Here is a 13,660-nt window from a genome sequence, read left to right as displayed (position 1 = left end):
GTTCTCCTGAATAACCATTCTCTGCAATCAACGCCGTGCCTCTAAAGCGTTTAATTCTCGCTGAATGACCGAATATTTATGCGAATTGGTATTACCTATTGCAAAATAACCGTCGCAGCTTTCTTACACCTTATCGAATGCTCATTGGCATAGTCACTGTATTTGTTATAACATCACATCAAAATAACAAAAAATAAAACAACTCCTCCAGTTGCTCAAGGAATATCAATAATGCGCTATAAAAAATATGCATTGTCGGCTTTGGCAATCTTTGCCACTGCCGCAACAGCCGTAGAAAAAGAACAGGAATGGTTCCTGCACAGTAGTATTTCACCCGACAGTAAAACTATCGCATTTTCATACAAAGGAGATATCTACACTGTCTCCACAAATGGTGGAACGGCTAGACCGTTAACTATTCATAGTGATTGGGATGGACACCCTATTTGGTCTAGTGATGGCAAAAACATCGCCTTTGCCAGTGATCGAAGTGGTAACTTAGATGTTTATATCATGCCTGAAAATGGCGGCAAGGCCAAACGACTCACCTATCATTCGGCTAATGATATTCCACAAGATTTCACGAAAAATAATAAAGAAATTTTATTTACCTCTAGCCGTATAGACTCAAAAGATTCAACGATATTCCCCACGACTCGCTTAACAGAAAGCTATACCGTTTCCGTTGATGGTGCAACGCCAAAAATGCTTGCTACGGTTCCGGCGTCTGAGCTTCAATTTTCACCTAACGGCGATCAAGTACTTTATCGTGATGAAAAATCTTATGAAAACCAATTTAGAAAGCATGATGTTTCAGCATTTGCCCGAGATATTTGGTTACACGATCTGAACTCTGGGAAACATCAGCAGTTAACGACTTTTAAAGGCGGTGACCATAACCCAGTCTGGAAAAGTAATGATACTTTTTATTACACCTCAGAAGAAAAGTCAGACGTGTTTAATGTTTGGCAATCAAGCTTAAATGGTAGTAACAAAAAGCAAATCACCAAATTTAAACAACACCCTGTACGTAGCTTATCAACCAGTGATAACGGTACCCTGGCCTTTGTTCATCACGGCAACATCTACACCCATAAAAACGGTTCTTTAAAACATGTAAAAATAACCATTGCCAACGATGTACAAGAAGATGAATTACTGCCGGTTTCGTTAGGTGGAAAAATTACAGAATACGCGGTTTCACCCAACGGTAAGGAAGTGGCATTTATTGCCCGTGGTGAAGTTTTTGTTGCTAGTACAGAATTTAAAACAACTCGTGCAATAACCAATACCCCTCAACAAGAACGTTCTGTATCTTTCCATAAAGATGGTAAAACGCTTTTATATGCAGCAGAGCGTGATGACAACTGGGGCTTATATGAAACGACCATTGAAAACGAGTCAGAGCCCTACTTTTTTGCGGCAACAACATTAACAGAAAAAACAGTGCATTTAGCCGATACCGATAGTTTTCAGCCAGTATATTCACCAGACGGTAAAAAAATAGCCTTTTTGTCAAACCGTGACGAAATCCAAGTTATTAACCGTGAAACCAAAAAAGTCAATGTAGCGTTAAGTAAAGAAAACAATTATTCGTATGCCGATGGAGATATTTCATTTGCTTGGGCACCAGATAGTTATTGGATGACAGCAAACTTTGCTCCACGTGGCCGATTGTTTATTAAAAATGTTGGCATTTTCCCATCAGATGGTTCAGCAAAACCGAAAGACATCAGTCTATCTGGTTACAACGATGGTTCGCCTACTTGGCATACAGATGGTAATGCCGTTTTGTGGTGGAGCGCTCGTTTTGGTCAACGAGACCATGGCAGTTGGGGGCGCGAAGGTGATGTGTTAGCAGCATTTTTAACGCAAGATAGCTATGACAAATTTCGTATGTCTAAAGAAGAATACGAATTACAAAAAGAACTAGAAGACAAGCAAGCAAAGGATAAAAAAGACGAAGATAAAAAAGATGATGAAAAGGCTGTTGATAAAACCAAATCAAAAGCACCTGTAGAAATCGACTGGGAAAATATCGAACGTCGCACTGTTCGTCTTACTGTACACTCATCACATTTAGGCCAAGCCTACCTGACTAAAGATGCTAAAGAGTTATATTACTTAGCGCGCTTTGAAAAAGGCTTTGATTTATGGCGTCAATCAATTAAAGATAAAAAGACGGAATTAGTCGCCAAGCTCAATGCCCGTTCTGTGAATATGTCGTTTAGTGAAGATGAAAAAAACCTTTTTATCCTTGCCGATGGTCAATTAAAGCAAGGTAAAGTCGGTAAAAAAATCACATTAAAATCAATTAAAGTTAATCCTGTTATGCAACTTAAAACTGTTGCAGAGCGAGAATTCATGTTTGATCACAGCTGGCGTGTCATTAAAGATAAATTTTATCGAAGCGATTATCATGGCATCGATTGGGATGATATTGGTAAATCTTATCGTAAGAAGCTAACTTCAATTGGTCATGGTCGAGATTTTGCCAACATGTTTGCTGAAATGACCGGCGAATTGAATGCGTCACACATTGGCTCATCTTACCGACCTAAATCTACGAGCACCAATGATAAAACCGGTCGTTTAGGGCTATTTTTTAATGATGATAATGGCTTACTTGTTGAAGAAGTACTCGCTAATGGTCCTTTCGATAATGCCGAAAGTAAAGTCAAGCCGGGTGTCAAATTAACCGCAGTAAATGGCGTTGAATTAACCAAAAACCAAAACCTATATCAGTTACTTAATCATACAACAGGTAAACGAGTAAGGTTCACCTTTGAAGACGCTAAAGGTAGTCATTTTGATGAAGTAATAAAGCCTGTATCAGCAAGAAAAGTAAGTAATTTATTATATGATCGTTGGGTGACATCACGTGAAGCATTAGTCAAGAAACTATCAAATGGACGTTTGGCTTATGTACATGTTCGAGGCATGAATGACCCTAGTTTTAGAGCCGTATATTCTAGTTTGTTAGGCAAACATTTTGATAAGGAAGCTGTGGTTGTTGATACTCGTTTTAATGGTGGTGGCTGGTTACACAACGACTTAGCGAAGCTACTTAGCGGTAATGAATATTTCACCATGCATGTACGAGGCCGCCAATATGCTGGTGACCCTTTTGATCAATGGAATAAGCCTTCTGTATTATTAATTAACGAAGGAAATTATAGCGACGCTCATGCTTTTGCTTACACCTATGATGAATTAGGCTTAGGTGAAATGGTAGGCATGCCTGTACCAGGAACGATGACTGCAGTTTGGTGGGAAACGGGTATTTCAGGTGATTTTCGTGCTGGGGTACCTCAAGTTGGTATGAAAGATACAAAAGGAAAATACCTAGAAAACAATCAAACTATGCCAGATCACATGGTTAAGAATGATCCTGAATCTTCATCAAAAGGTCAAGATAAGCAAATAGAGAAAGCCGTTGAAGTATTACTTAAAAAACTGAAGTAATCTCCTTCCTTTTGACCATGTTTAGCATAAAAAAATCCGCGTATATCGCGGATTTTTTTATGCTTCGAATACCATGAGAGTTAACAGACTTGATGATGTTAAATCAGCAAGACTCACAACTATTAAATATTTAATACCACAAACGATATAAAAAACACTCTGCTCTTTACGACTGACTATTAACATAGATGACTAAAGCAGAATGTTTTACATTTTTAGCTGACTAAAAAATGATTACCTTTGTTTCTTAAATCGACGCGAAGCTAGACCAATCACACCAAGTGCAAAAATAGCGATAGTAGATGGTTCAGGAATATCAACCCCCTGCACAATATCAATACTAGAGCTTGCTAATAAAGTAGAGCCGTCAAATGCTGAGAGCTGAATGGTATAAATACCAACATCAGTATTATTGTAAGCTAAAGGACCGTTAAAAAACTCCATGTTCCAAGAGTTTTGCTGTGAAGCACCTGAATTGGAATTATCGTTCGGGCTGTTGATTGGGTCAAAAGATAAAAAGTTTGTCGCTGAAGATGGATCAAAATCAATCTCCATAAGATACGTTAAATCTCCGAAACTATATTGTGAACCAGAAACATCTATGCTCCAATCCCAGCTCCATATCGAAGTGGTCGATGCATTAGGAGCCCAACCGAAACCCGTTGGCGGAGCTACATTATCAAATGAATAAGTACCGTCACCATTACTGTTATATATAGATTGTGGATTATTATTTTCGTCAAAGCGCAATTTACCACGTATGCCTATTTCTATACCGTTGTTAGTTTCCGTTGTAAAAGCACCATTTTGATTTCCTGAACCAAAATGTACGCCGTTAATTAAATGTTGATCGTATAATAATCCAGCATTTGCAACACTGCTGATAGCCATTGCCAAACCTGCAATAGTCGTTTTTAAGTACTTAAGTTTCATTTAATACCCCTTTATTTATTCGTATTAGTAATTTTAGAAGATCGTAATACCACTATTATTTGTACATTTATACAAATAATATACCAAAGTAAAAATACTGAACATTTTCAATACCGTAGGAAGTAGGCAACATTAAGGCATCCATGAAGTGTAAAGCATTCTGACACAGTAGCTCACTAATCATTTGATTTATCGGCGTATTTACGAGCCTTACCATTAGATTAGAAAGTACATAAAGCCAAGGCTACGTTAACAATAACGATGAAAAACTTTGCGTGTATCAAAATTAAAGTTGAACGTATCAATATAATGAGAGAGCACTTATTTAAATTAGCTAACAAAAAATCAACTTATCTAATGATCACAGCTATTGTCACGACAACGTTTAAAGTTTTGCCAGTGTGCAAAAGCTAGAATCATGGTTGCAAATACCGTTAGCGTTTTTTCTACATTCTCACCCCACAGTTCATGAACAAATAATGCAGCAAAAACAAGTAAGCAAAGCCCAGAAAGAATCGTTAATAATATCCTTTTACTCTTATGCTTATAGCATCCCAAAAAGCCAGCCATTATGCTCAAAGGTATAATAAACCATACTATCGCTTGATGAAATTCATGTTCATTACTACTAAACACTGAGATTGTCGGAAATAGTGCAATAAAAATAGGCACAATAGCACAGTGAATAGCACAAATAACGGATGTTGCAATAGATAGCTTATCTAAGATCGGTTGTTCAAAAATCTTCATATTATGTCTTCCATATTAGTTTTGATCAGAGCACATCATTAATTCACAAATAATAAATGAGATTATTAAATTGCCTTCTCATCTAATACACTGACATCACTTGCTGTTAATCGATATCTTCGTGCAGTTCTGTAAAGTAAATTAATGATAAAAAGAGTGGAAATGTATTATCTGGATCTCTATTGCACTTGCTCAAAGTGTTAGTAATTTGAATATTAGTAACCGTCGCCATATTCGCATATCTATCTAAAGCTCAAAAAACACTCCTGTTTAATAGCATTACACCAACCCTTCGATTAGTGATCCACATATACAGGACTAAAAATAGCACTACAATAAACCGCACTTGCAATAGCAGTACGCTTAAAAATACTTTTCTTCATTATGATTGTTTAAAACAGGCTAGTTATTGATATGTTATATCGTAACAATACAAGTAAGAGTTTCGCAATCTCTTTTTTAATTTTTAAACATGGTTTAAAAACTTATTAATAAAAATGAGTAAAAAAAATCACAAAAACCACATGAACATGCAGGCAAATGCTGCGAAAGTAAAACAATTATTCAAAAATGAAATTTTAATCAAATAAGGGAAGTTTTTGGCAATCTATACGATACCAGCATCGCTAATATGATAAAAACACTGGAGATAAATAAACAAGCCGTTAACCCATAGTACTGATAAACCCAACCAGACAGTACGGTGCCTATCAGCCTACCCATCGCGTTTGCCATATAGTAAAAACCAACGTCCAAAGAAACTCCGTCAGCGTTTGCCATACTGACAATTAAATAGCTATGTAATGAAGAATTAACGGCAAACAATATACCAAATATTAATAGCCCTATAACTAAAGAAAGTTGAACTGCCCACTGAAAAGACAACATAATTGCAATGCTAAAGGTAACGAATGCTAATAAAGAAGCCCATTTAACTGCATCTTTCGCAGGTGATACACCTTGGTCAAGGTTAAATAGTGAAGGAACACATGATTGCACAATTCCATAGCCAATGACCCAAATGGCAAGAAAGCCACCAACAGTCCAATGATCCCAGTTAAATACTTGGGATAAAAATACTGGCAAGGCAACAACAAACCATACATCTCGCGCACCAAATAAAAACATGCGTGCTGCTGAAAGCGTATTAATGGCGTCGCTTTTAGAAAAAATCTGCTTAAACTTTGGCGTCGTTTTCGCTTTGCCTAAATCATTTTTTAACGCATATACACTAAAGCACCAAACCATTGTTAACACCGCTGCCATCAGTAGCATCGCCCCTTGAAAAGACAACAACGTTAACAGCAAACCGCCAAGAAAAAAACCAATGCCTTTTAAGGCATTTTTAGAGCCCGTTAATACCGCAACCCATTTAAATAATGTGCCTTCTTGCCCATTAGCCACCAACATTTTAATAGAGCTTTTTGCACTCATTTTATTGAGATCTTTGGCTATCCCCGATAGGGCCTGAGCGGCCATCACATAAACAACAGTTAACCATTCTGCCGGCACTGTTAACATCAACAACGCCATTACTTGAATAGCAAGGCCTATATTCATCGTGCGATTTAAGCCAACTCGAGCCCCTAAATATCCACCAAATAAATTAGTAATGACACCAAATATTTCATAAAACAAAAACAGCATTGCTATACTGAGTGGCGAATACCCTAATTGATGAAAATACAAAACAACCAGCATACGCAACGCACCATCGGTCAACGTAAACGCCCAATAGTTGCCTGTTACAATTAAGTACTGTTTAATTTCGTTAGAAAGCGTTGCCAATTGTTTCATTTATATGCCCTTACTGAATACTACGAGCTACTTTAATAGCTAGTTCAGCCGTTCTATTTGCGTAACCCCATTCATTATCATACCAAGCATATATTTTCACTTGGGTATCATTAATCACCATTGTTGATAATGCATCAACAATGCTTGAACGAGGATCCGTTTTATAATCAATTGATACAAGTGGCTTTTCTTCGTAGCCTAAAATACCTGCTAAATTCGTTTCTGCGGCCTCTTTAAACCATAGGTTTAGCTCACTTGCAGTTGTTGCACGTTCAAGCTCAAAAACACAATCAGTAATTGAAGCATTTGCTAACGGCACTCTGATCGCATGACCATTTAATTTCCCCTTCAATTCAGGAAATATATGCGTAATTGCCGTGGCCGATCCGGTTGTTGTCGGGATTAAACTCATGCCACAAGCACGTGCACGCCTTAAATCTTTATGTGGTGCATCTAAGATAGTTTGCGTATTCGTTATGTCGTGAATAGTAGTGATTGAACCATGCTTAATGCCTGTTTTTTCTTGTAAAACCTTAACAATTGGTGCTAAACAATTTGTCGTACACGAGGCTGCAGTGACAATATCATGAGTGTTAACATCATACAGATCATCATTAACTCCCATGACAATATTTAACACACCCTCTTCTTTTACTGGTGCAGTAACGACAACTTTTTTAACACCTTGATCAAAGTAACTCTGCAATTTTTCCTTCGTTTTCATTTTTCCTGATGCTTCAATCACTACATCACAACCCGACCAGTCGGTATCTTTGATCGTTTTATGTTGGCTAACATGAATGATCTGATCATTAATTTTAAGCGCATTATCAATATTCGAAATATCATGCGACCAAATACCATGCACCGAGTCATACTTTAATAAATGCGCTAATGTTTCTGCATTACCCGCAGGATCGTTTATTTTCACAAATTCAATTTCTGGACTACCAAAACCTGCTCTCAGGGTTAAGCGTCCCATTCGGCCAAAACCGTTTATACCAACTTTAATTGTCATTAGAAGTCTCCAAAAAAATAAAGTCATTAAAATATTTACGTTGTATGGGGTGTTGTAATGCTTTCGGTCGTATCAATTGCACCATATCCACGATTTGTGCTTTGTCGTAACCTAAATGAATAAGAAATAAGGCGATCACAAGACCTGTTCTTCCAGATCCCCCCTTACAATGAACAGCTATCGCCTCACCTTTATTTATGCTATTTATTATCCGTGTAATATGCTGTGAAAATGCCCGCATAAAATCGTCATTAGGAGCATCATCATCTTTAATTGGCATTTGCAGCCATGTTAGGTTCTGTGTTTGGCAAACTTGTCCTATTGAATGGGCATCAAGTTTAACGAGTTCATCATCATACATAAGCGAAACAAGCGTCGTAACACCTTCGGACCTTAATTGCTCAATGGATTGCTGTAAATTGACACTCTGTGTACCAGGACAAGGAGTAAAAATGAACTTCCCCCCAGATTCGAGTGTTAAGGTATCAAATGGGTGCTTATACATTGTTAACTCCTCAATCAAACCAATGACGTGTTTTATTAATAATAGCGACAAGTGATAACATAATTGGCACTTCGACCAACACACCAACAACTGTTGCAAGCGCAGCACCAGAATGTAAACCGAACAGTGAAATAGCCACAGCAACCGCTAATTCAAAAAAGTTTGAAGTACCAATCAAACACGCAGGGGCTGCAATGTTATGCTTTAGTTTCATTTTTATTGCCGCATAATATGCAACAATAAAAATGCCATAAGTTTGAATAATTAACGGGATCGCAATCAATACTATCGTTTGCGGTTGCTCAATAATCCGTTGAGCTTGAAAGGCAAAAAGTAGAACAACAGTTAATAGTAAGCCAATAATTGAAAAGGGTTTGAACTTCGATATTAGTTCACCAATGGAGTGATTTTTTCGTTCTGAATTATTGAGTATCGCGCGGGTTGCAACCCCTGCAATTAACGGCAATACCACATAGAGTAATACTGAATATACTAAGGTGTCCCATGGCACATTAATATTAGCAACGCCCAACAATAACGCAGCGATAGGCGCAAATGCAAAGATCATGATAATATCATTTAATGATACTTGTACTAAAGTATAGTTCGCATCACCTTTTGTTAACTGTGACCAAACAAATACCATTGCTGTACATGGAGCAACGCCAAGTAGAATCATACCTGCAATATATTCTTGAGCGCTTTCGGGGTTAACGAAATCTGTAAACACCACTTCAAAAAACAACCACCCTAGTGCAGCCATTGAAAAAGGTTTAATTAACCAATTAATGACTAAAGTCAGTACTAGACCTGAAGGGTTTTTACCAACATCTTTTATCGTAGAAAAATCAATTTGGACCATCATCGGATAAATCATTAACCAAATAAAAACCGCCACTATTATATTAACTTGTGCGACTTCAGCCCTTGCAACCCATGAAAAAAAATCAGGAAAATACACGCCAAAAACTACACCACAGACAATACACAGTGCAACCCATAAAGATAAAAACCGTTCGAATATTCCCATCTTCTTTCCTTAATTACAGCAACGTTGCATGCGAGTAGGACGATCACCCATAGCATTCAATCTTGCTAGTTCTTGTTCAATACACTGTGGCTCATTGACAACTGTTGAAGTGATCACCGATTTCATCCAGTCTGTTAACGTTGGATTCAATGAATAAAATACCCATTGTTGATGCTTTCTCGCAGCTAAAATACCTGTGTTTCTCAGTTGTGCTAAGTGACGAGATACCTTTGGCTGACTCACTTCATTTAACGCTTCCATGATTTCACAAACACATGCTTCTTGTTCCACAGCAATAATCAATAACGTTTTAAGGCGCACCTCATCTGCTAGGCACTTAAAAAAAATAGTAGGTGATATTGGGGCTGGTTTTTGCTTTTCTTGAATTAGCAAAAACATTTTTATTCGTTCATTAAGCTCTTGAAGTGTTTTCTCATAAGGGTTAGCAACCATTCTACTGCGTGGTTCAGGAAAGTCCCAAGACAAACAATTGGTCCCCATTACACTGGTATCACACTCTTTCGCTGCTTTGTCGCACAAAGTAATCACGTAATCAAAATGAATATCTTTTACGTCATCAAGACTATTAGATGTTAGTCCATCTGTTGATAAACCAAAGTGCGTAATCGCCTTTGCTGCCTTTGGTTCAATACCTGATGGGTGAGTGCCTGCACTATAAACAACAAATTGATCTTTACCATGATGTTTTAACAAGGCTTCAGCCATTATTGATCGTGCAGAGTTCTCAGAACATAAAAAAAGAACTTTCATAAACCACCTATATAATAAATTAATTATATAATAATTTTGTTATATATATTTTTCAACCGCTTTTTTACTTTTTCCGAAAAGTAACTTCGAACATACAGCAATAGAGGGTATAATTTAAAACCTTTAATCGAAGTGAGGACGACCTCACCGCTCTACTTCATCAGGGACGGCCCTTAATTGTGGAGTAGAATTATGTATTGGCTTTCCCTCATTGTTGCTGGTGTTTTTGAAGCAGGCTGGTTATTCTTTTTAGACAAATCGGCATCCTTTTCTAAATTATCTTATGTATTCCTCGCCATCATATCGATGATTATTAGTCTTATTTTATTTTCTTTTGCTATCAAAGAAATTCCAATAACCATTGCGTATTTAATTTGGTTAGCTGTAGGGGTATGTACTATCGTTTTGCTAAATTATGTGATGTATCAACATAGTTTATCAACCATACAGTTTCTCTTTATTAGTCTGATCCTCATTGGTATCATCGGTTTAAAGATAAATTTACCGAACAGCTAGATAGAGGTATTCTACGTTCATCTACTTTATCTCTCTAAAGTTGTATATTTGAACAATTCAGTAAAATTCATTAATTAGAGGTTCACATGAAATTTCTCCATTCCATGATACGCGTAAAAGACGTTGAGGCGTCTCTCGATTTTTTTATCAACAAACTTGGGCTTATTGAAACTAATCGTTATGACGTTCCAGCGGGTAAGTTCACCTTGATTTTTTTAGCGACAGAAAAAGGTGCGCCTGAAATTGAATTAACCCACAATTGGGATTCAGAAGAGGAGTATCTCTCAGGTAGAAATTTTGGTCACCTAGCCTATGAAGTTGATGATATATACGCTACATGCCAGCACTTAATGGATAATGGCGTAGTTATTAATCGCCCACCTCGCTGCGGCCATATGGCATTTGTAAAATCACCTGATGGGATCTCAATTGAGCTATTACAAAAAGGCGATGCTTTGCCACCAAAAGAACCTTGGCAAAATATGGAAAATACAGGTACTTGGTAATCTTACTTCGCAGGCATAAGAGTTTTTATGTCTGCGAAAGCTTTGATTATTTAACCTCAGGTTTGCATAAGAAATAGTGTAATACTAATGAATTCAATAGCCTAACAAATATTAATATTTCTAACGAGTTACTTTTTTGCTGAATTTAAGGCATTTTGCTGTAGGAATAGCCCGCTATTGCAAAGCAAGATAACGCAGAAGTCAGTAAAAGTAACCGTTAGAAACGCATTCCTTATGTGAAGCTGAGGTTATTTAAGTAATGACATTAGGTGACTGTGATCATCAGTCCAAACTACTTGTTCTGTCGATGACAATTTTACTCGCGTACTCTGTAACTTAACGATAGGGTTATCTATTAAATTATTATTGTGCGTCAGCCAAACCCAATCAGTATCATGGCTTTCAGCACGTTTTCCTGCCGTGTGAAAATACACCAATGCCATTTGAGTGTGATCTGCTAGCCCTTTCATCAATGGCAATAAGTTTAAATGGCTATTAGAAATATGTACCGCGATGATCCCCTGCTTGCTTACAACTTGCTGATACATTGAAAAAGCTTCAACGGTTAGTAAATGTTGAGGAATACTGTCACCTGAAAACGCATCTAACACCAATACATCAAAGGGTTTATTTACCAGTTGAGCTCTATTTTTCGCGATAGAAATACGGGCATCCCCTTTTATCACTTCAATTTGAGCTTTAGAATGTGCTAAAAAAGTAAAATAACGTTGTGCTGCATCGATCACTGCTGGGTTTAATTCAAAAAAGCTGAAATGATCTTCTTTTTCACCATAGGCTGCCAACGCACCAGCACCTAAACCGACAAACCCTACATTGATCCCAGTTTGTTTTGTCTTTTGCATGAGCTCAATCGCAATTGCCCCTCCAGTGTCTTTACGATAATAACTTAACGGTATTTGTTGTAATGATTCATCAAGATATTGTGTACCGTGTGATGTTGTTCCATCAACAAGGCGGCGCTCAACTTTACCTGCAACATCAACATCTTTTACCGTTAAAATGCCATAAAAATTACGTTGTTGGAAAATATCATTTTGTTGATAGCGACTCAGTAAAGCCGTAAATAAAGAAACACAAACCACCACAGACACTGACATTGTTAAAACATATTTAATCGACAGCTTTTCTCGCCAATACACTACTGACAGTAACAAAAGTAAGCTAATAAACGCTAATGGAAACTCAAGAAATTGTTGAAATATATTCGTGGCAATAAAGGCAACAAATAAGGAACCAAGAAAGCCGCCCAGCGCAATAAGTAGATAAAAGTGAGTTAAATACCTTGGCGCAGGTTTAGTTTTCGACAACTCACCGTGACAAACCATGCAGGCAGCAAGCAATACAAAGCTATAAAGAGTCACTTGAGTAATTAAGTCAAACTGAGAACCGATGAAATATAAAAATATCGCGATGATGCTACTTAATATCAACAATATTAGCCAATACCAGCGAATGTACCAACGATCGCTGTGAAAACAAATAATAAAACTAAGCAGATATAAACAAAGAGGCAGGATCCAAAGAAATGGAATAGGTGCAACATTTTGTGTGATCGCATTAGTGGTAGCCACTAAAAAAATCACCCCAAGTGATGACAAAACAACCCATGAAATAGCATTCGTTAATGTTAAGTCATGTGTGTCTCTATCTACTTGTGCAATACCAGAATCAATAGTTACTCCAGCAACACCTTGGGTAGTTTCAATAGCATTAAGTGTCTTTCCTCGATAGGTTGTTAACGCAACAACGATAAAAGCCACACAATAAACACCATACAACACTGACCATAAAATTAATTGAGTAGATGCGGCTAATTTAGGCTCGAACACAAAAGGAAAACTGAGTAATGCAATTAAGGAAGCCACATTTGACCAAGAGTACAGAAAGTAAGGTGGCTTACCTTGGTGGTTACTAGCATACCAGTTTTGTACCAGAGGGCCGGTTGACGATAAAATAAAATAAGGTAATCCAACCGAAAACATCAATTGGTATAAAATATTTAACAGAGGGCTTTGAACATTTAACTTTGGTAATACAGTTTCAGACAAACCAATTGGCAAGGTAAATACACTAATGACCAACAACGCAATGTGTAATATTACTTGCAGTTTTATTGATCTAACTTTCGCCAATGCATGACTGTAACCATAACCTGCTAATAAAAAAGCTTGAAAGAAAAGCATGCAGGCGGTCCAAACCGCAGCGCCACCACCGAAATAAGGTAAAATTAATTTAGCGATCAGTGGCTGTACTTGAAACAGTAAAAAAGCACCAATAAAAACAACAAATAAATAATGCATAGGTAATAACGAAAGCAAGGTAGCTTATTCTGATGAGTATTGCGGCTG

Annotated in this window: 11 protein-coding genes; 3 read left to right on the top strand and 8 right to left on the bottom strand. The window is 37.3% G+C overall.

What is annotated here, in order from left to right; translation table 11 throughout:
* Nucleotides 1–231: 231 nt before the first annotated feature.
* Nucleotides 232–3,465, top strand: coding sequence for a S41 family peptidase (locus BI291_RS16085; protein ID WP_074500021.1), 3,234 nt, complete (start codon nucleotides 232–234; stop codon nucleotides 3,463–3,465).
* Nucleotides 3,466–3,699: 234 nt separating this feature from the next.
* On the opposite strand, the gene BI291_RS16080 is transcribed toward BI291_RS16085, so the two are convergent.
* The 7 genes from BI291_RS16080 to BI291_RS16050 all read right to left on the bottom strand — a co-directional run bounded on the left by BI291_RS16080 (nucleotide 3,700) and on the right by BI291_RS16050 (nucleotide 10,269).
* Nucleotides 3,700–4,398 carry a PEP-CTERM sorting domain-containing protein gene (locus BI291_RS16080; protein WP_074500018.1) on the bottom strand — a complete coding sequence of 233 codons (699 nt, stop codon included), beginning with the start codon at nucleotides 4,396–4,398 and terminating at the stop codon, nucleotides 3,700–3,702.
* Between the two features lie 354 nt (nucleotides 4,399–4,752).
* A complete protein-coding gene (locus tag BI291_RS16075) occupies nucleotides 4,753–5,148 on the bottom strand; it encodes a MerC domain-containing protein (protein ID WP_074500015.1) in 396 nt (131 codons plus the stop codon).
* A 582-nt stretch (nucleotides 5,149–5,730) separates the two neighbouring features.
* Nucleotides 5,731–6,945, bottom strand: coding sequence for an organoarsenical effux MFS transporter ArsJ (gene arsJ / locus BI291_RS16070; RefSeq protein ID WP_074500012.1), 1,215 nt, complete (start codon nucleotides 6,943–6,945; stop codon nucleotides 5,731–5,733).
* Nucleotides 6,946–6,955: 10 nt separating this feature from the next.
* A complete protein-coding gene (locus BI291_RS16065) occupies nucleotides 6,956–7,963 on the bottom strand; it encodes an ArsJ-associated glyceraldehyde-3-phosphate dehydrogenase (protein WP_074500009.1) in 1,008 nt (335 codons plus the stop codon).
* Nucleotides 7,953–8,468, bottom strand: a complete 516-nt coding sequence (locus BI291_RS16060) for a dual specificity protein phosphatase family protein (RefSeq protein WP_074500006.1) — start codon at nucleotides 8,466–8,468, stop codon at nucleotides 7,953–7,955. Before BI291_RS16060 ends, BI291_RS16065 begins: the two co-directional genes overlap by 11 nt.
* 10 nt (nucleotides 8,469–8,478) lie before the next feature.
* A complete protein-coding gene (gene arsB, locus BI291_RS16055) occupies nucleotides 8,479–9,498 on the bottom strand; it encodes an ACR3 family arsenite efflux transporter (RefSeq protein WP_074500004.1) in 1,020 nt (339 codons plus the stop codon).
* Between the two features lie 9 nt (nucleotides 9,499–9,507).
* Nucleotides 9,508–10,269 carry a metalloregulator ArsR/SmtB family transcription factor gene (locus BI291_RS16050; protein WP_074500001.1) on the bottom strand — a complete coding sequence of 254 codons (762 nt, stop codon included), beginning with the start codon at nucleotides 10,267–10,269 and terminating at the stop codon, nucleotides 9,508–9,510.
* Between the two features lie 192 nt (nucleotides 10,270–10,461).
* Here BI291_RS16050 and BI291_RS16045 point away from each other — a divergent pair, with 192 nt between their 5' ends.
* Together BI291_RS16045 and BI291_RS16040 are read left to right on the top strand one after the other, a co-directional pair.
* Nucleotides 10,462–10,785: a multidrug efflux SMR transporter gene (locus tag BI291_RS16045; RefSeq protein WP_074499999.1), complete on the top strand. Its 324-nt coding sequence runs from the start codon at nucleotides 10,462–10,464 to the stop codon at nucleotides 10,783–10,785.
* A gap of 86 nt (nucleotides 10,786–10,871) precedes the next feature.
* Nucleotides 10,872–11,291, top strand: a complete 420-nt coding sequence (locus BI291_RS16040) for a VOC family protein (protein ID WP_074499996.1) — start codon at nucleotides 10,872–10,874, stop codon at nucleotides 11,289–11,291.
* A gap of 248 nt (nucleotides 11,292–11,539) precedes the next feature.
* Here BI291_RS16040 and BI291_RS16035 read toward each other — a convergent pair whose 3' ends face one another.
* Complete coding sequence (locus BI291_RS16035) at nucleotides 11,540–13,612, bottom strand: spermidine synthase (RefSeq protein ID WP_074499994.1); 2,073 nt, start codon at nucleotides 13,610–13,612, stop codon at nucleotides 11,540–11,542.
* Nucleotides 13,613–13,660 lie beyond the last annotated feature (48 nt).

The organism is Thalassotalea sp. PP2-459 (assembly GCF_001913705.1).
In the GTDB taxonomy this organism is placed as follows: Bacteria; Pseudomonadota; Gammaproteobacteria; order Enterobacterales; family Alteromonadaceae; genus Thalassotalea_C; species Thalassotalea_C hakodatensis.
Note: the sequence above shows the minus strand (reverse complement) of the source record. Positions and strands in the feature narration are given on the sequence as shown.